Annotated in this window: 21 protein-coding genes; 7 read left to right on the top strand and 14 right to left on the bottom strand. The window is 53.5% G+C overall.

Features of this window, described 5'->3' with window-relative positions:
- Window positions 1-342 precede the first annotated feature (342 nt).
- Window positions 343-4245 (bottom strand): ATP-dependent RNA helicase HrpA, encoded by a 3903-nt coding sequence (hrpA, locus tag PGR23_RS04750; protein WP_045393902.1) that lies wholly within the window; start codon window positions 4243-4245, stop codon window positions 343-345.
- A gap of 202 nt (window positions 4246-4447) precedes the next feature.
- Between hrpA and azoR the strand changes: the two genes are divergently transcribed.
- On the top strand, window positions 4448-5053 hold the full coding sequence (gene azoR / locus PGR23_RS04745) for an FMN-dependent NADH-azoreductase (RefSeq protein ID WP_396279632.1): 606 nt from the start codon (window positions 4448-4450) through the stop codon (window positions 5051-5053).
- A 47-nt stretch (window positions 5054-5100) separates the two neighbouring features.
- Here azoR and PGR23_RS04740 read toward each other — a convergent pair whose 3' ends face one another.
- Genes PGR23_RS04740 through PGR23_RS04715 form a run of 6 tightly spaced genes read right to left on the bottom strand, consistent with a single transcriptional unit; the run spans window position 5101 to window position 9630 of the window.
- Window positions 5101-5676 carry a TerD family protein gene (locus tag PGR23_RS04740; RefSeq protein WP_047048861.1) on the bottom strand — a complete coding sequence of 192 codons (576 nt, stop codon included), beginning with the start codon at window positions 5674-5676 and terminating at the stop codon, window positions 5101-5103.
- Between the two features lie 59 nt (window positions 5677-5735).
- A complete protein-coding gene (locus PGR23_RS04735) occupies window positions 5736-6314 on the bottom strand; it encodes a TerD family protein (RefSeq protein WP_045393893.1) in 579 nt (192 codons plus the stop codon).
- A 46-nt stretch (window positions 6315-6360) separates the two neighbouring features.
- Window positions 6361-7401, bottom strand: coding sequence for a TerC/Alx family metal homeostasis membrane protein (locus PGR23_RS04730; protein WP_045393891.1), 1041 nt, complete (start codon window positions 7399-7401; stop codon window positions 6361-6363).
- A 22-nt stretch (window positions 7402-7423) separates the two neighbouring features.
- Entirely contained in the window at window positions 7424-7879 is a 456-nt protein-coding gene (locus PGR23_RS04725; protein ID WP_045393888.1) for a tellurite resistance TerB family protein, read from the bottom strand.
- A gap of 21 nt (window positions 7880-7900) precedes the next feature.
- Entirely contained in the window at window positions 7901-9040 is a 1140-nt protein-coding gene (locus tag PGR23_RS04720) for a TerD family protein (protein ID WP_396279631.1), read from the bottom strand.
- The gene (locus tag PGR23_RS04715; protein WP_045393882.1) at window positions 9040-9630 is read right to left on the bottom strand and encodes a TerD family protein; all 591 of its coding nucleotides are present in this window, start codon (window positions 9628-9630) and stop codon (window positions 9040-9042) included. The genes PGR23_RS04720 and PGR23_RS04715 overlap by 1 nt, the downstream gene beginning before the upstream one ends.
- 284 nt (window positions 9631-9914) lie before the next feature.
- Between PGR23_RS04715 and PGR23_RS04710 the strand changes: the two genes are divergently transcribed.
- From PGR23_RS04710 to PGR23_RS04685, 6 genes are read left to right on the top strand one after another with little or no spacing between them, the layout of a single operon-like run.
- Window positions 9915-11000, top strand: a complete 1086-nt coding sequence (locus PGR23_RS04710) for an ATP-grasp domain-containing protein (RefSeq protein ID WP_047079070.1) — start codon at window positions 9915-9917, stop codon at window positions 10998-11000.
- Window positions 10997-12127, top strand: coding sequence for a phosphoribosyltransferase domain-containing protein (locus PGR23_RS04705; RefSeq protein WP_226473728.1), 1131 nt, complete (start codon window positions 10997-10999; stop codon window positions 12125-12127). The genes PGR23_RS04710 and PGR23_RS04705 overlap by 4 nt, the downstream gene beginning before the upstream one ends.
- Window positions 12120-12893 carry a hypothetical protein gene (locus tag PGR23_RS04700; protein ID WP_047079069.1) on the top strand — a complete coding sequence of 258 codons (774 nt, stop codon included), beginning with the start codon at window positions 12120-12122 and terminating at the stop codon, window positions 12891-12893. The genes PGR23_RS04705 and PGR23_RS04700 overlap by 8 nt, the downstream gene beginning before the upstream one ends.
- Before the next feature lies 1 nt (window position 12894).
- On the top strand, window positions 12895-13968 hold the full coding sequence (locus tag PGR23_RS04695) for a cysteine protease StiP family protein (protein ID WP_396279630.1): 1074 nt from the start codon (window positions 12895-12897) through the stop codon (window positions 13966-13968).
- Entirely contained in the window at window positions 13968-14906 is a 939-nt protein-coding gene (locus PGR23_RS04690; RefSeq protein ID WP_396279629.1) for an HpcH/HpaI aldolase/citrate lyase family protein, read from the top strand. The genes PGR23_RS04695 and PGR23_RS04690 overlap by 1 nt, the downstream gene beginning before the upstream one ends.
- 46 nt (window positions 14907-14952) lie before the next feature.
- A complete protein-coding gene (locus tag PGR23_RS04685; protein ID WP_047050846.1) occupies window positions 14953-15420 on the top strand; it encodes an HTH domain-containing protein in 468 nt (155 codons plus the stop codon).
- Between the two features lie 82 nt (window positions 15421-15502).
- Here the strand turns inward: PGR23_RS04685 and paaY are convergent, their stop codons facing one another.
- The 7 genes from paaY to paaG all read right to left on the bottom strand — a co-directional run bounded on the left by paaY (window position 15503) and on the right by paaG (window position 22307).
- Complete coding sequence (paaY, locus tag PGR23_RS04680; RefSeq protein WP_047048885.1) at window positions 15503-16099, bottom strand: phenylacetic acid degradation protein PaaY; 597 nt, start codon at window positions 16097-16099, stop codon at window positions 15503-15505.
- Window positions 16100-16108: 9 nt separating this feature from the next.
- Complete coding sequence (gene paaX, locus PGR23_RS04675) at window positions 16109-17035, bottom strand: phenylacetic acid degradation operon negative regulatory protein PaaX (protein ID WP_320482362.1); 927 nt, start codon at window positions 17033-17035, stop codon at window positions 16109-16111.
- A gap of 98 nt (window positions 17036-17133) precedes the next feature.
- The gene (paaK, locus tag PGR23_RS04670; protein WP_004224503.1) at window positions 17134-18450 is read right to left on the bottom strand and encodes a phenylacetate--CoA ligase PaaK; all 1317 of its coding nucleotides are present in this window, start codon (window positions 18448-18450) and stop codon (window positions 17134-17136) included.
- A gap of 26 nt (window positions 18451-18476) precedes the next feature.
- Window positions 18477-19682 carry a 3-oxoadipyl-CoA thiolase gene (pcaF, locus tag PGR23_RS04665; RefSeq protein WP_396279628.1) on the bottom strand — a complete coding sequence of 402 codons (1206 nt, stop codon included), beginning with the start codon at window positions 19680-19682 and terminating at the stop codon, window positions 18477-18479.
- Window positions 19682-20104 (bottom strand): hydroxyphenylacetyl-CoA thioesterase PaaI, encoded by a 423-nt coding sequence (paaI, locus tag PGR23_RS04660; RefSeq protein ID WP_023279988.1) that lies wholly within the window; start codon window positions 20102-20104, stop codon window positions 19682-19684. Before paaI ends, pcaF begins: the two co-directional genes overlap by 1 nt.
- Window positions 20094-21515, bottom strand: coding sequence for a 3-hydroxyacyl-CoA dehydrogenase (locus PGR23_RS04655; protein WP_396279627.1), 1422 nt, complete (start codon window positions 21513-21515; stop codon window positions 20094-20096). The genes paaI and PGR23_RS04655 overlap by 11 nt, the downstream gene beginning before the upstream one ends.
- Window positions 21516-21518: 3 nt before the next feature.
- Window positions 21519-22307: a 2-(1,2-epoxy-1,2-dihydrophenyl)acetyl-CoA isomerase PaaG gene (paaG, locus tag PGR23_RS04650; RefSeq protein ID WP_045393862.1), complete on the bottom strand. Its 789-nt coding sequence runs from the start codon at window positions 22305-22307 to the stop codon at window positions 21519-21521.
- Window positions 22308-22309 lie beyond the last annotated feature (2 nt).

The following is a 22309-nucleotide window of genomic DNA, read 5'->3' as shown; positions in this document are numbered from 1 at the left end:
TATTCATATTCATTAAATAAAGAGGGTTAATTACAATATCAGTATTAATGGTAACAGGATAGAGTAAGCGTACAGGTGAAAACGATATCCTTCCCAAATATGCCACGGCAAGTAAATTATCAAAAAAAGCACGCCGCCTTTTTTTATTTTATTTGCCCCATGAATAACGCCATTTTCATGTGTTTATTTTCCTAAGTTTGCCTTATTGTAATAATAATTCAATATTACCATAAGATTCCCCACGAACAGTGTCCGTGTGGGAATGATGTACAGCAGGAGATAAATGATAAACACAGCTATCGACTGTCCCCGGTGACCATTGCGCCACCGGGGACAGTCAGGCTACGGCGTAATTTGCTCCATCGCCTGCAATACGCGTTTGTCCGAGATCGGATACGGAGTACCCAACTGCTGAGCAAAGAAGCTGACGCGCAGCTCTTCGATCATCCAGCGGATCTCCTGTACGTCGTCATCATCACGGCGATTCGGCGGCAGCTTATTCAACCACTGCTGCCACGCCTGTTGCACGCTCTCGACTTTCAGCATCTGGGCGCGGTCACGGTGTGGATCGATTGCCAGCTTCTCAAGACGCTTTTCAATTGCCTGCAGATAACGCAACGTATCGCCGAGACGGCGGAAACCGTTGCCGGTCACAAAGCCGCGATAAACCAGACCTGTCATCTGCGCTTTAATATCCGAAAGCCCCAGGGCCATCGTCATATCTACCCGCCCTTTCAAACGCTTATTGATGTTAAATACCGCCGTCAGGATCTGCTCGACCTGCTTCGCGATATCGACCACCGTGTCGTTCAGTTCGGCGCGCACTTTATCGTGCAGTTTACTAAAGCCCTCTTCAGTCCATACCGGGCCGCCGGCTTCATCGATAAGCTTGTCAACGCCGCAGGAGATGCAATCGTCAATCAAATCCAGCACCTTGCCATAAGGGTTGAAATAGAGTCCCAGCTTGGCTTTGTTTGGCAGTTTCTCGTGCAGATACTTAATCGGCGACGGAATATTGAGCAACAGTAAACGGCGTAAACCACGCCACATCGCCTGCTGCTGTTCCTGTGGATTATCAAACAGTTTGATGGCTACGCTGTCACGCTCGTCCACCAGCGCCGGCCAGGCTTTCACCTTATAATTACCGCGCTTCTGTTCGTAACTCTCCGCCAGCGTGCCGAAACTCCAGATATGCAGCCCACTTTGTTCAATACCGTCGTCGGCCACCGCCGATAGCGTCTCCTGAACTTTGCCTTTCAGCGCGTCCTTCAACGCCTGCAAAGAGCGCCCTTCCTGCAGTTTCTTATTTTTGTCATCCACCACCCGGAAAGTGATTTTCAGGTGATCGGGCACCTGATCCCACTGCCAGGACTCGCGGTCGATAGTCACGCCGGTCATTTTACGCAGCTCACGCTCCAGCGAATCCAGTAACGGCAACGCCAGCGGCGTCGCGCGGCCTAAAAAAGCCTCCGCATAGTTTGGCGCCGGGACAAAATTCCGTCGTACCGGTTTCGGTAGAGATTTGATTAACGCAATGACCAGCTCGCGACGCAGGCCGGGGATCTGCCATTCAAACCCGGCTTCCTCCACCTGATTGAGCAGCGGCAGCGGGATATGCACCGTTACGCCATCGGCATCCGCACCGGGCTCAAACTGATAGCTGAGACGCAGTTTAAGATTGCCCTGATGCCAGAAGTTCGGGTAGTCCAGTTTACTGACCTGCTCCGCCCCTTCTTTAATCAGCATGCTCTTTTCAAAATTGAGCAAGTCTGGCGTTTCGCGGCTGGCCTGCTTCCACCACTTATCAAAGTGGCGAGCGGAGATGACATCGTGGCTAATGCGCTGGTCGTAAAACTCGAACATCGTCTCGTCATCCACCAGGATGTCGCGACGACGTGACTTATGCTCCAGCTCTTCGATTTCAGCGCGCAGCTTCAGGTTATCGCGGAAGAAAGCATGCCGCGTCTGCCAGTCGCCCTCTACCAGCGCGTGGCGGATAAACAGCTCACGGCACAGCGCCGGGTCAATCTGGCTATAGTTCACCTTACGCGCGGCGACGATCGGCAGACCGTAGACGGTAACTTTTTCTGTCGCCATGACCGCGCCCTGCGACCGTTCCCAGTGCGGTTCGCTATATGAGCGTTTGATCAGATGCTGCGCCACCGGTTCGACCCACTCAGGCTCAATGCGGGCGGCAATACGCCCCCACAGCCGGCTGGTCTCCACTAGCTCCGCAACCATCGTCCACTTCGGCGGTTTCTTGAATAGACCGGAACCTGGGAAGATAGAGAACCGGGCATTACGCGCGCCGGTGTACTCCTGTTTATCGGAGTCTTTCATCCCGATATGCGACAATAAACCGGTCAGCAGCGCGGTATGAATCTCCCGGTACTCCGCCGGCTCACTGTTGATAGGCAGGCCGAGTTCTTTCACGACCTGGCGCAGTTGGGTGTAAATATCCTGCCATTCACGCACGCGTAAATAGTTGAGGAAATCCACCCGGCACTGGCGGCGGAACTGATTCGACGAGAGCGCCTTTTGTTGTTCGCCGAGATAGTTCCACAAATTAACAAACGCAAGGAAATCAGACTCTTTATCGTGGAAACGGCGATGTTTCTCATCAGACGCCTGCTGCTTGTCCATGGGACGCTCGCGCGGATCCTGAATCGACAGCGCGGAAGTGATGATCATCGCTTCACGCACGCAGCCATGTTTCTGCGCTTCCAGCACCATCCGCGCCAGACGCGGATCCACCGGTAGCTGGCTGAGCTGACGGCCCAGTGGGGTTAGCCTATAAGCCGTTGCCTGCTCATCGGTGGTGATGGCGCCGAGCTCTTCCAACAGGCGTACGCCATCCTGGATGTTGCGCTTATCCGGCGCTTCGACAAACGGAAACGCGGCGATATCGCCCAGCCCCAGAGCGGTCATTTGCAGAATGACCGAGGCCAGGTTGGTACGCAGAATTTCCGGGTCGGTAAATTCCGGCCGCGACAGGAAATCGTCTTCCGAATAAAGACGAATACAGATACCTTCCGATACGCGCCCGCAGCGACCTTTACGCTGATTAGCGGAGGCCTGTGATACCGGCTCGATTGGCAGACGCTGCACTTTGGTGCGATAGCTATAGCGGCTGATACGCGCGGTACCCGGATCGATAACGTATTTAATGCCCGGTACCGTCAGCGACGTTTCGGCAACGTTGGTCGCCAGGACAATACGCCGCCCGCTATGCGACTGGAAAACCCGGTTTTGCTCGCTGTTAGATAAACGCGCATATAGCGGCAGCACTTCGGTATGACGCAAATTGAGCTTATTCAATGCATCAGCGGTATCGCGGATTTCCCGCTCGCCGCTCATAAAGATCAGGATATCGCCGGGGCCTTCTCGCCCCAGTTCATCGACGGCATCAAAAATCGCCTGCAGCTGATCGCGTTCGGTATCGTCTGCCTCTTCAACAATGGGACGATAACGCACTTCAACCGGATAAGTCCGCCCGGAGACTTCGATAATCGGCGCATGATTAAAATGGCGCGAAAATCGTTCCGGATCGATGGTGGCGGAAGTGATGATAATTTTCAGGTCCGGGCGCCGTGGCAACAGCTCTTTGAGATAGCCCAGCAGAAAATCAATGTTCAGGCTGCGCTCATGCGCTTCATCGATAATGATAGTGTCATACTGCATCAGCAGGCGATCCTGCTGGATTTCCGCCAGCAGGATACCGTCGGTCATCAGCTTAACCATGGTGTTTTCGCTGACGTGGTCGCTGAAGCGGACTTTATATCCGATACAACCGCCCGGCTCGCTCTGCAGCTCTTCAGCAATGCGGTTAGCGACGGTTCGCGCCGCCAGTCTACGCGGCTGGGTGTGGCCAATCAGGCCTTTCAGGCCGCGCCCCAGCTCCATGCAGATTTTAGGTAACTGAGTGGTTTTACCTGAACCGGTCTCACCGGCGACGATCACCACCTGGTGATCGCGCACCGCTTCGAGAATCTCTTGTTTTTTCTGGCTAACCGGCAGGTTTTCCGGATAGGTAATCGTCGGACGCGCGGCTTCTCGCAGCAGGACTTTTCCTGCTGCTTGTTCTATCTCCTGCGTCATCTCCTGCAGAATGGCCTGCTGAGCATCAGGATTTTTAACCTTCTTTACGCCATGCAGGCGACGGCTGTAGCGCGATTTATCGCGCAGCATCAGGTCATCAAGCCGTGCATAAAGCTGCGAGAAAGTAATTTTTTGTTGTTCTGTCATAGCGTTATCGGGCAGTGCTCTGCCGGAAAAATCTCTTATGAAATATTTCTGTAGATTACCACATCTGTTGAACTCATGCTTTGTTCAAAAAAACTGAACATAGGATTCGATATATTGCGCTATCTCTACGGCATGATTGTGAATACAGTGTCACCAGGCACCAGGGCATTGTCCCGTCAATCACATTAAAAAGGAAACACCCATGAGCAAAGTATTAGTTCTGAAGTCCAGTATTCTTGCAGGGTACTCACAATCTGGCCAGCTGTCCGACTATTTTGTTGAACAATGGCGCGAAAAACACCCGGGCGACGTGGTCACCGTGCGCGATCTGGCGGCAAATCCGATTCCGGTACTGGATGGTGAACTGGTTGGCGCGCTGCGTCCGAGCGATGCTCAGCTGACTGCGCGTCAACAGGAAGCGCTGGCGCTCTCCGATGAGCTGATTGCTGAACTGAAAGCTAACGATGTGATTGTTATCGCTGCGCCGATGTACAACTTCAACATCCCGACTCAGCTGAAAAACTATTTTGACCTGGTTGCCCGTGCAGGCGTCACCTTCCGTTACACCGAGAAAGGCCCTGAAGGTCTGGTTACCGGCAAACGTGCAGTGGTTCTGACCAGCCGCGGCGGTATCCATAAAGATACGCCAACCGATCTGGTCACGCCGTATATCTCTACCTTCCTTGGCTTCATCGGTATCACCGACGTGAACTTCGTGTTTGCAGAAGGCATTGCCTATGGTCCAGAAGTTGCGGCCAAAGCACAGTCCGATGCCAAAGCGGCAATCGACAGCGTGGTTGCAGCCTGATAAAACCAACCTCCCGCACCAGCGGGAGGTTTTATTCTTGCCAATAATTAAACGCTAACGCCATGTGCTGAAGCCAGCGCAGCAAGACCGCCAGCAAATCCCTGACCAACCGCTTTAAATTTCCATTCCGCACCGTGACGATAAAGCTCGCCAAAAATCATCGCCGTTTCCGTTGATGCATCTTCGGATAGATCAAAGCGCGCAATTTCCTGGCCATTATCGTGGTTATACACCCGCATATAGCTGTTCTGCACCATGCCAAAGTTTTGTTTCCGCGTTTCTGCGTCGTAGATGGTGACGGAGAAAACCAGCTTCTTGACCTCAGCGGCCACCTGGGAAAGCGTGATTTTGACCTGCTCATCATCGCCATCACCTTCACCGGTGCGGTTGTCGCCCTGATGTTCTACGCCGCCGCAAGGACTCTTCTTATTATTGAAGAAGATAAAATTCGCATCCGATAGCACCTTGCCATCTTCGCCAACCATAAAGACCGATGCATCGAGATCGAAATCTTGCCCATCCGTTACTCGCGCATCCCAACCCAATCCCACCATCGCAATATTCATCGACGGCGCTTCTTTAGTGAGTGATACGTTACCGCCTTTAACGAGGGAAACAGCCATTTTAAACCTCCTGTTATAAACTACTGTATGGCCCGACGGACGGTCGGGCTGCTCGGTTTTTAAGATGCATTAATGCCATACTGGGCGCAGACGCTGGATAATCCGCCAGCGTATCCCTGCCCAACGGCGCGGAATTTCCACTCGCCGTTATGGCGATAAAGTTCACCAAATAGCATTGCCGTCTCGCTGGAAGCGTCTTCCGTCAAATCGTAACGGGCCACTTCAAGTTGTGAATCGTTGTTGACCAGACGAATAAAAGCGCCTGACACCTGACCAAAACTCTGACGACGCATTTGTGCATCGTGAATGGTAACCACGAAGACGATTTTGGCGACGTTGGCCGGGATCATATCCAGTTTGATGATTAGCGATTCATCATCGCCATCGCCTTCCCCGGTGCGGTTGTCGCCGGTGTGGGTGACCGAACCGTCTGCCGATTTTAAGTTGTTGTAGAAGATGAAATCGCTATCGCTGCGCACCTTTCCCGTCTCTGATAACAGGAAGGCAGATGCATCGAGGTCAAAATCCTGGCCGTCGGTAGTGCGGACATCCCACCCTAATCCAACCAGCACGTTTTTCATTGACGGATCGCTTTTGCTAAGAGAAACGTTACCGCCTTTTGACAGTGATACGCTCATATTAAATCCTTTTTAAAGTGAACATGAATAAGGACAGCGCGAGGAATTAATGCTCCCCTGGCTGTTCCTCGTTTTTATCCTGAAAGACAAAACTGGCGACAATACCAACAATAAGCACCAGTAGAACGACATACAGACTGGCGGTCGCCGAAATACTATAGCCATGGTGCCAAAGATGATCGGTGGCGTTCAGACCAAGCTTAAAGGCAATAAAGAAAAGCAATACGATGACCGCTTTTTCAAGATGCACTAAATAATGTTTGAGTGCCTCCAATACAAAATAAAGCGTACGTAGGCCAAGGATGGCAAACATCATCGCGCTATAGACAATCAGCGGCTCCTGGCTTATTGCAATAATGGCCGGCACGGAATCAAAAGCAAACATCACATCAGAGAGTTCTACTACTGCCACGCATAGCATCAGCGGCGTTGCATATAACGCGACGCGCTTTCCGGTGCTGATAATGAGATCTTTATTTTCCGGCTTCGCCCGTTCACGCTCGACCTCTTTCGCGGTAAGTAAAAAAGCATGCCCCACTAATTTTGGCCAGATAGGGAATACACGTTTTACAAGACGGTAAGCGAGATGCTGCGAGTAATCTTCAATTTCATCGCTCTCCTCCCCGCTTTTTAACATCATGACGGCCGTCCAAAGCACAATTAAGGCAAAGACTATTTCAACATACGGGCCCAGCGCTAATAGTCCTGTGCCAATGGCGACAAAAATAGCGCGGAAAATAATCGCGCCGATCACTCCCCAGTAAAGGACGCGATGGCGATAGCGTTCCGGGATGCCAAACCAGGAGAAGATCGCCATCATCACGAAAAGATTATCGACCGAAAGCACTTTTTCTAAGGCGTAACCAGTAACAAATAAACTAGCCACTTCCGCGCCGTGGTGCACCAGTAGAAACCCGGCAAAAACCATCGCCACCGCAACCCAAAATAGTGACCATAACGCCGCGCTTTTCAGCGATATGACGCTATCGTTACGATGCATTACGAGGTCAATAACGATCGCCCCAATGGCGAGAATAATAAAAACGCTCACCGTTTCAACGGGAAAACCTAAATGAGTGGAGACCATGAAATACCTTTAAGTGCTGTGGTTAAAGACCAAACTCTTCAGCGTTAAAACCGAGCGCAGCGATTATTTCTCGGGTTGCCGCCTGTTCATCCGGGTCGAAATTACCATCGCTTTTACCCACCGCAATTCCTACCCGTACAGCCAATTGCGCAGCTTCTGGCTGATCCTTTAAGGCCAGAATATATTTCATGGTTTCACCTTTGCCGATTTCCATATCGAAATCGAAGCTGGATACCAATTTATTAAAAAAGTCGATTACTTCGTTGGTATCAAAAACTTTCATTTCTTCCGACGAGCGCAGAAAACCCATCATTTTCTGTTTTTCTTCGGCGCTAACACCATCACTGGAAACGGCAATACGAGCACATACCGCAACAGTTCCTTGCATGAATTTCTTATTTTTAAATCGCCCAACCTGTTTGACCAGTTCTACGCGGCTGGCGCTCAATGTCGATTTTACTTTATTGAATAATCCCATCGTTCCCTCACTTGGTTTTCTTTATTTTGAACCGGCTCGCCAGCGGAATCCCCAGCCGAATGCGCGATCCATCTCTTTATGGCCGGTGAAATATTGATTTATACGCTCTACTTTTATGGCGCCGTTATCATTGACTAAGCGAGCAATAGCGCACATTGTTCGACGATTATTGCCTTCGGTCAGTCGGGTTTCGATTGGCGGCTGCCCGGGAACATGTAGCGTGACGACACCATCTGTTTTATCCCAACTGGCGACCCCCTCATAAATAAAGGCATAGATTAATATCTGGTTAATTTTTTGCCATTCGCTACCATTGATCCAGATCCATTCTCCATCGTTAACCGCCCCCGTGCGATCGTCACCCTGAAGCTGAATAAAAGGCGGTTGTTGATATCGCCCAAATGCATTACCCAGTGCTTGTACTACGCTTAAATCGCCATTTTTTAATTCGACAAAAGCGCCCAGATCCAGATCAACGCTGCTGGCGCCTGCCCCTAATAATGAACCAAATAAACCTGTAGCCGAGCTTTGGCGATGCCAATTCAGATTTACGCGTATCTCGCCATAATCGTCACGTTTAGCGAGGCTGATTGCCGGTTTCTCTTTAGTCAAAGTGACCTTACTGAGGTTCACTTTCATGGGTTCATCTGCAGGGGGCAAGGCTTCATCGGCAATATCAACGCCATAGTATTCAGCGAGCGGTTTTAGGCCGCCAGTAAATCCCTGGGCGACAAAACGAAACTTCCACTCGCCATTACGCCGATAAAGTTCGCCCAGTATCAGCGCGGCTTCATTTCGACCGTGAACATCGACCTGACACTCAATCAGCGTAGTACCGTTATGCTCCACCGCGATCGTCAAATGGCCTAATTCACCGATAGTCCTGTTATTATCGCAGGTTGCGGTAAAGGCCACTTTCTGGACATCCGCCTGCAGCAGCCCTAATGCTACCTGAAATACAGTAGCGGTATTATTAGTACTCAGCTCAATGGTATTATCATCATTTCGCGGCTGGCCGTAAAAACACATATCCGCATCGCCTCTTACCTTATTATTGGCATAGAGACGAAATGACGACACATCAATACTACTGCCCGCGCTTATTTTGATACTAAGGTTAGCAACAGGAACCGCGCTATTTCCTCCGGGTAATAGTTTCATTAGCGCACCACAATGCGTAATACGTCACTTTTCATATCGTCGATGGTGCGCCCCTGAGCTGCTTGACCATGGGCGGTAAAATCCCAACTGCCGTTCTGGCGGCTTAATGAAGCAATAATAATGCCGGTATGAGAACCTTGCTCGGTTAGCTGATAGCGGGCCAATTCCTGATTATTTTGATCGAGCACGCGGCAATGGGCATTCTCAACTTCGTTAAACGTTTGGCCGCGAAAACTATTGACGGTAAAGGCCAGATATTCCACGTTAGCGGAAAGTTTCTCCAGATTAACGCGAATGACTTCATCATCACCGTCACCTTCTCCCGTTAAGTTATCGCCGCTATGCACGACAGCGCCACAGCGAGATTTCAGCTGGCCAAACCAAATGGTATCCAGCACGTTGCCATTCTTGTTCAATAGAATGCAGCTTGCATCAAGGTCGATAGAACCTGCGCCACCGGAGAACAACCCGCCGAATAGCCCTTTTTTCTTCGCCCGCAGAGGATCCCAGCCCAGACCAAAAGTCAGCTGCGATAATGCCGGAGATACTTTGCTTAATGATATTGTCTGATTTTTAGTAAGTGAGACCATTTATTCTTCCCTATTAAATACATTTAGCAAATCAATATGCGTTAAAGACTCAAAAAAATCATATCATGATAAAGAACTGACACAAGGCAATTTAGAAAATTAAGAAAAAGAAAAACTCGCCGATGATAAATCATTTTAAAAATCATTACGGAGATATGAATACATTCATTTCATAAATAATCATTCCGAAAACAAAAAAAGCGCCTCATATTATGATTGACATGCCAACATAGCGCTTTTAGACTCCAGTTAAATTTAACGCTGGACGCGTGGAAATAATATCAATGGAAAGAAAAATATGGATTATGGAGGGACTATCCTCCCAACGCGATATCATTTTCGGCATTAATGGTTTCACAATCAATAATAACGAACATCCTATAACCACCTACGCCTCACACAGTCAACCCCGACATGAAATATTATCAACGGCACATTTTTCATTAAGTGAACCCACCGACATCAATTCACGGATGCCATTTATTTCATCAATAGTAAAAGAGTATGGCATTGCCGCAATTCAGGTTGGCAAAGCGTGCCGCTGGTACGAACAGCACCGACGGCAGATTGAAGCGCTGGGCGTGACTCTCACCACGGGCGCCCGCCAGGTGTCCACATTTGATATTGCCGATGACAAAGTCAACTTTGCAAAAGCCATGCAAGCATGTGGGCTTCCCGTGGTGCCATCCATACGAGTCAATGATGCCAACACGCTGGAATATCTACTCAAAGCTTCGCCTTTCCCCGGCAGCCGCCTATGTGTGAAACCCGTTACCGGCATTTATGGCGCGGGGTTTTGGCTATTTGATGAGCACGCGCTTTCTACAGGTATTATTAATCATCCGGAACAGCGACGTATCCGCCCGGAACAATATATTGAAGCCGTTAAGACCAGTGAGACGTTTACTCCACTGGTACTCATGCCCTGGCTTCCAGGTCCAGAATACTCTGTCGACATGCTGCTTAGTCATGGCAAAGTACTGACAGCCATTGGCAGGCGAAAAGAAGGTGCATTGCAGTATCTGGAAAATAAAGGAGCGGCGATCGAACTTGCCTGCGCCTGCGCCGAATCACTGCATGCTGATGGTATGGTAAACGTACAGACTCGTCACAATACAGAGGGCAAACCGCTTTTACTGGAGATTAATCTACGCCCCTCCGGTGGTATTGGGTATACCCGCCACAGCGGCGTGAATTTGCCCGGGTTGTTCGCCGCGCAGCGGCTGGGTTTACTGACGGCGGATGACATTGTGCAGCGCGTAGCGCATCAATTCACCCCTGCAACCATCAGAGTCATGACAGAGAGCTGTCAATATCCTCAGCAACTCAATAATGCGCTTGCGCCTTCGCATAATGCGGAGGTGAAATGATGAAAAACGAAAACTGCTACCTCCGTCAGCTCTCAAGTGGCGAATTACGTGTGTTTCACCACGGCGAGGAAAACGAACTTCATGCACTGTTCGACATCGCTGAACGGCGCAACCCTAAAAGGGCGTTTCTCTTTGTCAGCCATGTTTTAGGTCGGCATATTCCTGTTTCGCCCGCAACCATGCGCGCAGTTTACCAGCGACTTGCCGTAAGTTTCCCCGCCGACCTCGCCGGTCCGGTGTTGTTCGTCGGGATGGCTGAGACTGCCGTTGGTCTCGGCGCTGGCGTGTTTGACGAACTCCGCAAACGCGTTGACCGGGCAATCTATCTCACCTCTACGCGTCATCCGCAAGAGGCGGAACTACTGTGCGAATTTAAAGAAGCGCACAGCCATGCCACGGACCATTTGATTTATCTCCCCCACGATCGAGAGATGCGCCGACGGGTGCTGGAAGCTAAAACTCTGGTGCTCATCGATGATGAAGCCACGACCGGCAATACCTTCATCAATCTCGTGTCCGCGTTACACCCGCACCTGACACATTTGCAAAGTGCTGTCTCCGTGACGCTTACCGACTGGAGCGGCGATGCCTTCGCCAGGCGTTGTAACCTGCCGGTGAGCCAGATCGCGTTAGTTAAAGGACGTTGGGAATGGCATCCGCTGTCCAACGCTACGCCTCCCGACATGCCTGCCGTCAATATCACCTCGCGTGGGGAGTATGCTCTTTCCCGGCGCCAGACGTGGGGGCGTCTGGGAATGATACGTCCCGCGGCAGACCTTGGCATCGAGATCAACGCAACCACAGGAGAGACTATCCTGGTACTGGGCAGCGGTGAGTTTGTCTGGGAACCATTTTTGCTGGCCGAACGCCTTGAGCAACAAGGCGCCACTGTTAAGTTCAGCGCGACCAGTCGCTCGCCGATTGCGCCTGGCATGGCGATCCAATCGCTGTTGTCATTTAACGATAATTACGGGCTGGGCATCCCAAACTTTGTCTACAACGTCGCCCACCAGCGTTTCGATCGCATTATTTTATGTATAGAGACCCCTACGAAAAGCGTTGATCCCCACCTGGTCCACGCGCTGGAGTCGCTTTGTTCGCGACTGGAGATTTTATCTTATGAATAAGCCAGTAGTATTTTCCGATCTCGACGATACGCTATTTCAGACCAGACGAAAAATGGTCAATGAACTTTCTGCGGCCCCCTTTCGTTGCGCCGCGCTGGACAGGGAAATGCGTCCGCGCAGCTATATGAACGAAGCTCAGGCCATGTTCGTCGATTGGTTGCTTGAACACGCCGAACTGATCCCCGTCACCGCCAGAGGGAGTGAAGAGTTGACGCGGGTGCAAATCCCATTTCGCTCATGGGCTATAACCACCCACGGCGCAGTCATCATGACGCCTGAAGGGCTACCGGATACCGAGTGGCAACATCATATGGTAGCTAGCCTGGCGCCCTATGCTGACAGACTTAAAGCCATGCAACACGACATAACTACCCAGATGGCTATTCAAGGTATCGACGGCTGGGCGCGCATCAACGAAGAGTATGACGACGTGCCCGTTTACCTGGTGATGAAACATCGCGACAGCACCAGAATCGCCGAGCTCTACGCTTTTGCCGACTGGCTGACGCAGCGTTTCACGCTGCAGGGGTTTTATCTTCACCGCAACGGCAATAACGTTGCCTGGATACCGGAGCCTGTCGATAAAGGGCTGGCCGTCGGTTGGCTAATAAATAAATTGCAGGCCCAGCGCGGTACGTTCCCGGTGCTCGGGTTTGGCGACAGTCTTAGCGACCATCGCTTTTTGCAACTTTGCCATTGGTTTGCCGTCCCCCAGCAGAGCCAGTTTGCCACAGCTATCAATCACCACATTTTCGCAGGTTCTTAATATGCACAAGCTCCATCACTTTTCCGGCGCTTTTGCGCAAAATGACGTCCGCTTTTTGCTCAATCCTGTGAATATCGCCATGACGTCGGTTGATGAAAAAGAGGCTTTGATTCAATCGGGTAAAGCGCATTATTCCGACTTGCTAAGCCAGGAGCCCGCGCCAAGTCAGTGGCATCTTAATCTTTTTGCCAAAGCCCTACAGCGCGAAACGCCACGTATGGCTAACGAAGTGCAGCAGCTCAGTCACACGCTCATCGCGCAGTTCAACAATACGCCTATCATCCTGGTGAGTTTGGTGCGTGCGGGTGTCCCGCTGGGGGTGATGCTACAGCGGGCGCTGCGCGACGCGGGTAAAACGTCCTTCCACTACGGTATCAGCATAATTCGCGATCGCGGTATTGATAGCGCCGCACTTGAATGGATTGAAAATCGTCACGGTACGCAAGGTATCGTATTTGTCGACGGATGGACCGGTAAAGGCGCCATTCGCTCGCAGCTGCAACGTTCGCTTCACGGCCGAAAAGGCTACCCTGCCGAACCAAAGCTGGTGGTGTTAGCCGACCCCTGCGGCTGCGCATGGTTGTCCGCGTCTGACGATGACTGGTTAATCCCCTTCGGTATCATGGGGGCGCCGGTATCGGGTCTGATTTCTCGCTCACTATGGTCACCGGTCGGCTTTCACGGTTGTGTGCAATGCGATCATTTAGCTGATTTTGAATGCGGCCAACTACTAGTTGATACCGTTGATAATTATCGACAGACGCTAGTTTCTGCCGCGCAGATTAAACCCGATTTAGCGCAGAAAGCCAGACTTCGATGTAAAAGCGAAGCGGTAGTGCTTCATCTCGCTGAACGATATGCCGTCGACAATCTTAACCGCATCAAACCAGGCATCGCAGAAGCAACGCGCGCGGTGCTTCGCAGGGTACCCGATCATGTTCTGGTGCGCGCCATTAACGATCCGGATGTTGCGCTACTGATGGCGTTAGCCCGCGATAAAGGTATTCATATAAGCGAAGTTGGCGATGAAATTGGCCAATACCGCGCCGTCACTATTATTAAGAAGGTATTTTAATGAAAACACGTCTCTCGGCATGGAATCTGGGAGCGACCCTATACATGCCCGCCACTCGCCACGATATTGCCTCTACTATTATTGACGGCAAAATTAAAGGGCTACGCTCATTAGTGATTTGTCTTGAAGATTCGGTTAACGAAAGCGATATCAAACATGCTCTGGTAAACCTCAAAAACCTCTGTATACAGCTAGCCCGAGCCAAAGCAACGCAAGAGCATCATTACTGGCCGCTGGTATTTATTCGCCCACGACATCTAACCATGGCGAAACTGCTAATTGAGAACTTTGATTTGACGGCCATTGACGGCCTGGTCATTCCCAAATTTACGCATCATTCATTGGCTTGCTGGTGGCGCGCGATCGGCAGCACTCCTCTGAGCATAATGCCAACGCTGGAAACCGAAGAGGTGTTTGATTGCGAGAAAATGCGCCAGCTTGCCGGAGAGCTCAGCGCCCATCCGTGTCGGGCCAGGATAATTGCCTTGCGTATCGGTGGTAACGATCTCATGAATGTTATCTCGCTGCGTCGTTCGCGTAATCTGACGCTGTATGACGGGCCAATGGGATACGTTATCAAAATGCTGGTATCCGTTTTCTCCCCCTATCATTTTGCCCTGACGGCACCGGTCTGCGAACATATCGATAGCCAGGAGATCATGGAGCGGGAATTGCAACTGGATATGGCCCACGGCCTGGTCGGAAAAACAGCCATCCATCCCAATCAGTTACTGACTATTGAGCGTGCGCTAATGGTCACGCCCGGCGAACACGCTGATGCGCTACGGATCCTTAACTCCAGCCAGGCAGTGTTTAAATCTCAGGGAACAATGTGCGAACCGGCCACCCATCGCAACTGGGCAGCGGCAATTCTGGCCAGAGCAGCCTATTACGGCATTGTTAGTGATTTCGCCCCTGATGCTTTAGCCCAGGGTTAGATAAATTAATCAACATACCCACTATGGATAATGCGATGGTCTCAGGATGAGATTAAATAGTAAACAAGAGCGCATTTTTAAACTGGCGCTTATTCTCGGCAACGGGCAACCGGTATCCTCAGCGGAACTGCTGGAAAAGCTAGATTGTTCGGATCCAACGTTATCAAGAACGTTGAAAACGTTGCGGGACACCTATGAGGCGGAAATAAAATACAGTAAAGCCGCCCATACCTATCAACTTGTCGCCAGTGGCTCCTTGACTAAGGATATGATGGAGCGAATGGCAGAAGCGCTCCGTGTCAATAGCGGCCTGAAAATGCCGATGCCATCAGGTAAAGTGGTATTGAATAAGGATCAAAAAAAGGCTATTTCGCTGTCGGTTAAACGCTCAGTGCTACGTAAACTGGACCGCCTGGCCTGCCTGGCGATGCTTACCCGTAGCGGCGCTGTAGAGATGCTGGCGCAGAAGTTTATTGATGAATTAATTGATTCCTTTTACAAGCAGAAGCGCTGATTATGACGTTCGCCGCCCCGTGTCCGTGCGGCAACAAACCTGTACCGGAGCGGTCACGCTATAATAAAAACAATAGTCACATTCAGCTCGCCGATTTTGGCCGCAGGTTTTCATCAAATTCCAGACGCTTACGCCCGGCCTCTATCTCTTTTAATGGCTCCACCTGATGCAGCGACTGCTTACAGCGTTCCACCAGCACCTGGTATTCACGGGTACCGTGTTTTTTCCACTCCAGTTCCTGCTCGCTCAGCGTACGAATTGCTTTCGCCGGACTGCCGATAATTAAATGATTGGCGGGCATTTCCGCTTTCGCTTTTACGAAGGCCGATGCGCCGACAATACTGTTTTCGCCAATTACCGCCCCGTCGATAATTACCGCGCTCATCCCCACCAGCGCGTTGCGACCAATCACGCAGCCGTGCAGAATTGCGCCGTGGCCGATGTGACCGTCCTCTTCCACCACGGTATCCTGGCCGGGGAAGCCGTGCATGACGCAGTTATCCTGAATATTGGCTCCGTCTTTTACTACAATACGGCCAAAATCGCCGCGCAGGCTGGCATTTGGCCCAACATAGACCCCTTTTCCCAGGATCACATCGCCAATCAGCACCGCCGTCGGATGAACATAGCTCTCGTCCGGCACCACTGGCGTCAGCCCATCAATCTGATAAATCGGCATGCAACCTCCTTAGACGCCCGGCAAACCGCCAAAGCGTTGAAAATAAAGCGGCCCCGGCGCGGGAAGCTCGCCAACCGAGCTTTCGCCTTTTTCGCCGACAAAGGCCAGCGCGCCGGGCGTCACGCGTTGATAAATATTGATACACAGCTGCCGCGCGGTTTGCCCGGCCCAGTGCGCAGGCAGGAGCTCTTCCGGCAGCAGCGGGTCTTTTAATACCACCCGGCGATAGAAATGGATAAGCAGCAGTTGGATCTGGAAACAGCGCTCCGGCGTCAGCTCTGACGGTTCGCTGTCGCGCAGCAGCGGCAGTAACGGTCGGAACAATGCGATAAACGCCTCGTACATCTCATTTTGTTCGGTGAGATGCCAGCACTCTTCTACGCGGTCACGCAGCGCCGCCCTTGAGAGCGCCAGCGGCGAATGGGCTTCAAAACAGATGACGTTTTCAGCGACGCCCGCTTCATGTAGCAGCGATTGGACATCGGCCAGCTTTTGCGACGGCGAGGCCAGCAGGCTCGGCGCCAGCGCGCCAAATCCCTGCCATAGCAGTTGCTTTTTGACTTCCGCCAGAACCGTTTTTTCTAATCCTTCCGACAGTAGCAGCAGCCAGGTTCCGTCCCATTCGGGAGCGTTCGCCCGATAAATTTTATGTTCCGCGCGCCGGGTCAGACGTAGTCCTTTATCGCTCAGGCGATAAAAGCTGCGCCGGCCGATACGCACGACGTCGAGCCACGCTTCTTTATTGAGACGAAATAGCGCGGTGCGTACAAAGCGCTCGCCGAAACCTAATCCTTCAAGCAGCGCCGCGACGCTACCCAGCCATACTTCCCCACCGCGTTGTAATAAGGCGTCGCCATACAGCGAGGCAATTAATGACGTGCCGCTAATCGGCATCGCCGTTACAGCTTGTTGAATAAAGGCGTCGAGTTTACTCATCTGATTCATTCTGTTGTTATATTTTTCCTTTATGAATCATAGCACAGGAAATTCCCGGCTTACGGCGTAAAGGCCTCAGCCGGGTTACCGGGAGAGATTTAACCGCTAACCACCGCTTTACGCAGATCGAATACCCGGCAAGCTTTTCCTTCAGAGCGAGGAATGCTGCCGCAGTTGACGATAGTAATATCGGTAGAAATCCCGACCATTGACTTAATACGGTGACGCAACTGATGGCAAATCTGGCAGCGTTGTTCATGACTCAGCGCCAGCCCACTCTCTTTCAGCTCAACGCGTACCGCCAGCGAATCAAGATGACCGCGGCGATTCACCTCTAACTGATAGTGCGGCGCCAGGTGTTCAAACTTGAGGATCTCCTCTTCCAGCTGCGAGGGGAAGACGTTAACTCCGCGGATAATCAACATATCGTCGCTGCGTCCACTGATGCGATCCATGCGGCGCATGGTCCGCGCGGTTCCCGGCAGCAGGCGCGTCAGGTCGCGGGTACGATAGCGGATCACCGGCAGCGCTTCTTTGGTCAAGGTGGTAAACAGCAGTTCGCCATGCTCGCCATCTTCCAGCGGCGTACCGTCGTCCGGGTTGACGATTTCCGGGAAGAAGTGGTCTTCCCAGATGGTCGGGCCGTCAACGGTTTCCAGACACTCCATCGCTACGCCCGGACCCATGACTTCCGACAAACCGTAAATATCCAGCGCGGTGATCCCCAGGCGGCGCTCGATTTCCGCGCGCATCGCCAGCGTCCACGGCTCGGCGCCAAACACGCCGACCCGCAATGAACAACCGCGGGCATCGCCGCCCATCTGGCGTTCCAGCTCTTCAATCAGATTCAGGCAGTAGGACGGCGTCACCATGATCATATCCGGCTGAAAATCGCGGATTAACTGCGCCTGTTTCTCGGTCTGACCGCCGGACATCGGGATCACCGTCGCGCCTAAACGTTCCGCGCCGTAGTGCGCGCCAAGGCCGCCGGTAAACAGGCCGTAGCCGTAGGCGACGTGAATTTTGTCTTTCGCTGAACCACCGGCCGCACGCAGCGAACGGGCGACAATATTGGCCCAGTTATCAATATCGTTTTGCGTATAACCCACCACCGTCGGTTTGCCGGTGGTGCCGGATGAGGCGTGAATGCGCACCACCTGCTCCATCGGCACCGCGAAGGTATCGAACGGATAGTTGTCGCGCAGATCTTGTTTGGTAGTACAGGGGAATTTTTTCAGATCGTTTAATTCCCGGAAGTCGTCAGGGTGCACGCCTGCTGCGTCGAATTTGCGGCGATACATCGGCACATTTTCATACGCATGCTTCAGCGTCCATTTCAGGCGCTGGGTTTGCAGGGCCTGCAGTTCGTCACGCGATGCGGTTTCAATCGGATCTAATTTTGTAGTAGTTATCATTGTAGGGTACTCGCAGGTAAATTAGCTCACACTCGCTCAAGGATCATGGCAATGCCCTGACCCACGCCAATACACATCGTACACAGCGCATAGCGCCCGCCCCGGCGTTGCAGCTCAAGGCTGGCGCTCAGCGCCAGCCGCGCGCCGCTCATGCCCAGCGGATGACCTAACGCGATGGCGCCGCCGTTGGGATTCACGTGCGCCGCATCGTCCGGCACGCCGAGTTGTCTGAGCACCCCCAGCGCCTGCGCGGCGAAGGCCTCATTCAGCTCTATCAGATCCATATCGTTAATATTGAGTCCGGCGCGCTCCAGCACTTTACGCACCGCCGGTACCGGCCCCAGCCCCATCAGGCGCGGCTCAACACCCGCCGTCGCCATCGCCACGATACGCGCGCGCGGCGTAAGCCCCTGTACGCTGGCCTGCTGTTCACTGGCGATCATCAGCGCCGCTGCGCCATCGTTAACGCCGGATGCATTCCCGGCCGTAATGACTCCGCCTTTCCGGAACGGCGCTTTTAATAGCGCGAGTTGCTCAAGCGTGGTTTCCGGGCGGGGATGCTCATCATCGCGTACCGCGCTGACCGCGCCTTTCTTGCCGATGATCTGCACCGGCACGATTTCCTGCGCCAGAATGCCATCGCGCTGGGCCTGCGCCGTGCGCTGCTGGCTGCGCCAGGCGAAAGCGTCCTGGTCGGCCCGGCTGATATTTAACAATTCAGCTACATTCTCTGCCGTTTCCGGCATGCTGTCAGTTCCGAATTGTTGCGCCATGAGCGGGTTCACAAAACGCCAGCCAATCGTGGTATCGAAGAGTTCCGCCTGACGCTGATACGGCGTGCTGGCTTTTCCCATTACGAACGGCGCGCGCGACATCGATTCCACGCCGCCGGCAATCAGCAGATCGGCATCGCCGGCTTTGATCGCCCTGGCGGCAAAACCGATTGCATCCAGACCCGATCCGCACAAGCGGTTAATCGTGGTGCCCGGCACGGTATGCGGGTAACCGGCCAACAACGTCGCCATGTGCGCCACGTTGCGGTTATCTTCACCGGCCTGGTTAGCGCAGCCGAAAATCACATCATCAATCGCTGCCGGGTCGAGCCCGGGATTGCGGCTCAGCAGCTCACGCAGCGGGATCGCCGCCAGATCGTCGGCGCGGACGCCGGCCAGCGCTCCGCCGTAGCGGCCAATCGGCGTGCGGATCCCGTCACAAATAAAGGCGTCGCGCATTACACTTCTCCCGTGATTGTGCCGCCGATGCGGTGCGATTTGCCGCGAAACAGGGCCACAATCTTTTGCTGTTGATTAACAATTTCGATGTCGTAGACGCCAGTCAGCTTGCCCTGCTGTTTAACTCTGGCGGTGGCGACCAGCCTGTCGCCGGCAAACGCCGGACGAAGAAAATCAATGCTCGCCGCCGAGGCCACCGCCGCCAGCCCCTGGCTGTTACAGGCGTAAGCGAAAGCGGTATCGGCAAGCGTAAATAGCTGACCGCCGTGACAGGTTTGATGGCCGTTAAGCATGTCCGCCGAGACGGTCATGCTCATCTGCGCAAAACCGTCGTCCATTTCGATAAGTTCGATCCCCATCTTTCTGGCGCAGGTATCTTTTTCGTACATCACGCGCGCGTTGCGCCACGGATCATTGCTCATGGTGCTTCTCCATCAGCGCCTTCTGGCGCAACAGGGAACAGGGGCGATAGCGCTCCTCGCCATAATGGTGTTGCAGGTTCTCCAGCAGTTGCAGCACCCGTCGCCAGCCAAGGCTTTCTCCCCACGCCAGCGGGCCTTGCGGATAGTTGACGCCAAGGCGCATGGCGGTATCGATATCCTGCGCGCTGGCGACCCCTTTTTGCACCGCATCCAACGCTTCGTTGATTAGCATCGCCACCGTGCGCCACACCAGCAGTCCGGGATAATCGGCGATACGTAGCACTTTCTTGCCCTGCTGTTGGAAGTAATGCACGGCCTTATCAGTGGCCGCTGGCGCGTTGGTCGCCGCTGCGGCCAGCACCACCGTATCGCTGGCGCACAGGTCATACACCACCACCGGGCGGTGGTGCTTCACACTCAGCGCCAGCGCCGTCTCACCTTCGGTCTCCAGCAACAAGAGATCATCTAATTCAGTGACGTTGTCACTTACAACCGTAATGGATTGAGCGCCAGTAGATACCGACGGCAGCGCCGCGTCCGGCTGCGTCTCAGCGGGCCAGCGATAGACGCCGTGGCCGCTCTTTTTACCCAGCCGCCCGGCCAGCGCCAGCTCTTGCTGGAGGAGCGACGGTAAGTAACGGCGGTCCTGCCAGAAGGCGTTAAACACCGAACAGGTCACGGCGAAATTGACGTCCTGGCCAATCAGGTCAGTCAACGCCAGCGGTCCCATCGGAAAACCGCCGCCGTCACGCAAAGCGGCATCGATAACCTCAGGGGCGGCAACCTGCTCTTCCAGCGCGCGCCAGGCCTCGGCGTAGAACGGACGCGCTACGCGGTTAACGATAAAACCGGGCGTTGAGCGGCAGTGCACCGGCTGTTTCCCCCAGCCGCTTACGCACTGGCACAGCTGCTCTACCACCTCCGCAGAAGTCTCCAGGCCACTCACCACCTCGACCAGCTTCATCACCGGCGCCGGATTAAAAAAGTGCAGCCCGGCCACCCGCTCCGGGTTTTTGACCCCGGCGGCGATGGCGGTAATCGAAATAGACGAGGTATTACTGGTCAACAACGTTGAAGGCGCGCAGATCTCCGCCAGCTGCGCGAACAGCGCCTTTTTTACTTCCAGACGTTCAGAGGCCGCTTCGATCACTAAATCTGCATCAGCAAGCGCGGCTAAATCGTGGGCCGGATGCAGGCGCGCCAGCAGCGCGTCGGCCTGCTCAGGGGCCAGTTTGCCCCGCGCAACGCGCGACGCCAGACGCCCGGCGATACCCTCTATCGCCTGGCCTACGGCCTTAGGGTTAATATCAAAAATACGCACCGGATGTCCGGCTGCGGCGGCCACTTCAGCAATACCAGCTCCCATGGTGCCGCTGCCGATCACTGCCACCGTGGATAAGGATGTTGTCATGGCCTATTTCCCGCTGAACTGTGGTGGTCGTTTGGCCAGAAACGCGCTGACCCCTTCGCGGTAATCATCGCTGCGCCCGGCCAGACGCTGATAATCGCGCTCCAGGTCCAGCTGCGCGTCGAGACTGTTGGTTTCAGAAGCCAGCAGCGCCTTTTTAATCAGCCCAAGACCAAACGTCGGTTGCGCCGCCAGATGGCGCGCCAGCTGCAGACTGGTATCCGCCAGTTCTGAATCGTCCACTAGCTGCCAGATCATTCCCCACTGCGCGGCTTGTTCCGCGCTTAGGCTATCGCCCAGCAGCGCCAGCCCCATTGCGCGAGCGCGACCGGCCACCCGCGGCAGGAACCAGCTGCCGCCGCAGTCCGGCACCAGGCCGAGCTTACTGAACGCCATCACAAATTTGGCCGAACGCGCGGCCAGCACGATATCGCAGCCCAGCGCCAGGGTAGCGCCTGCGCCAGCGGCCACACCGTTGACCGCGCAGATGACCGGCTTCGGCAGCGCCGCCAGACGGCGCACTAACGGGTTGTAAAAGCGTTCTACCGACATGCCGAGATCCGGCCGCGGGCCGCTGGGGTCGACATTACGGTCGTTCAAATCCTGGCCGGCGCAAAAGCCGCGACCAGCGCCGGTGATCAGCAAGCAACGTATGCCGTCATCGCGCTCGGCCTGCTTCAGACATTCCGCCAGCTGTTGATGCATCAGATCGTTAAAACTGTTGAGGCGGTCCGGGCGATTGAGGGTAATGGTCATGACGCCCTGTTCCACTGCGCTGAGAATGAAAGCTTCCACGA

Source organism: Klebsiella sp. 141162, from assembly GCF_050600755.1.
Taxonomy (GTDB): domain Bacteria; phylum Pseudomonadota; class Gammaproteobacteria; order Enterobacterales; family Enterobacteriaceae; genus Klebsiella; species Klebsiella aerogenes.
The sequence above is the reverse complement of the archived record's forward strand: the minus strand, read 5'-3'. Positions and strand labels throughout refer to the sequence as shown.

Excerpts from the sequence above, each read along its gene's own strand:
- hrpA (WP_045393902.1), bottom strand. The coding sequence starts at position 4,245 with ATGACAGAACAACAAAAAATTACTTTCTCGCAGCTTTATGCACGGCTT.
- azoR (WP_396279632.1), top strand. The coding sequence starts at position 4,448 with ATGAGCAAAGTATTAGTTCTGAAGTCCAGTATTCTTGCAGGGTACTCA.
- PGR23_RS04740 (WP_047048861.1), bottom strand. The coding sequence starts at position 5,676 with ATGGCTGTTTCCCTCGTTAAAGGCGGTAACGTATCACTCACTAAAGAA.
- PGR23_RS04735 (WP_045393893.1), bottom strand. The coding sequence starts at position 6,314 with ATGAGCGTATCACTGTCAAAAGGCGGTAACGTTTCTCTTAGCAAAAGC.
- PGR23_RS04730 (WP_045393891.1), bottom strand. The coding sequence starts at position 7,401 with ATGGTCTCCACTCATTTAGGTTTTCCCGTTGAAACGGTGAGCGTTTTT.
- PGR23_RS04725 (WP_045393888.1), bottom strand. The coding sequence starts at position 7,879 with ATGGGATTATTCAATAAAGTAAAATCGACATTGAGCGCCAGCCGCGTA.
- PGR23_RS04720 (WP_396279631.1), bottom strand. The coding sequence starts at position 9,040 with ATGAAACTATTACCCGGAGGAAATAGCGCGGTTCCTGTTGCTAACCTT.
- PGR23_RS04715 (WP_045393882.1), bottom strand. The coding sequence starts at position 9,630 with ATGGTCTCACTTACTAAAAATCAGACAATATCATTAAGCAAAGTATCT.
- PGR23_RS04710 (WP_047079070.1), top strand. The coding sequence starts at position 9,915 with ATGGAAAGAAAAATATGGATTATGGAGGGACTATCCTCCCAACGCGAT.
- PGR23_RS04705 (WP_226473728.1), top strand. The coding sequence starts at position 10,997 with ATGATGAAAAACGAAAACTGCTACCTCCGTCAGCTCTCAAGTGGCGAA.
- PGR23_RS04700 (WP_047079069.1), top strand. The coding sequence starts at position 12,120 with ATGAATAAGCCAGTAGTATTTTCCGATCTCGACGATACGCTATTTCAG.
- PGR23_RS04695 (WP_396279630.1), top strand. The coding sequence starts at position 12,895 with ATGCACAAGCTCCATCACTTTTCCGGCGCTTTTGCGCAAAATGACGTC.
- PGR23_RS04690 (WP_396279629.1), top strand. The coding sequence starts at position 13,968 with ATGAAAACACGTCTCTCGGCATGGAATCTGGGAGCGACCCTATACATG.
- PGR23_RS04685 (WP_047050846.1), top strand. The coding sequence starts at position 14,953 with ATGAGATTAAATAGTAAACAAGAGCGCATTTTTAAACTGGCGCTTATT.
- paaY (WP_047048885.1), bottom strand. The coding sequence starts at position 16,099 with ATGCCGATTTATCAGATTGATGGGCTGACGCCAGTGGTGCCGGACGAG.
- paaX (WP_320482362.1), bottom strand. The coding sequence starts at position 17,035 with ATGAGTAAACTCGACGCCTTTATTCAACAAGCTGTAACGGCGATGCCG.
- paaK (WP_004224503.1), bottom strand. The coding sequence starts at position 18,450 with ATGATAACTACTACAAAATTAGATCCGATTGAAACCGCATCGCGTGAC.
- pcaF (WP_396279628.1), bottom strand. The coding sequence starts at position 19,682 with ATGCGCGACGCCTTTATTTGTGACGGGATCCGCACGCCGATTGGCCGC.
- paaI (WP_023279988.1), bottom strand. The coding sequence starts at position 20,104 with ATGAGCAATGATCCGTGGCGCAACGCGCGCGTGATGTACGAAAAAGAT.
- PGR23_RS04655 (WP_396279627.1), bottom strand. The coding sequence starts at position 21,515 with ATGACAACATCCTTATCCACGGTGGCAGTGATCGGCAGCGGCACCATG.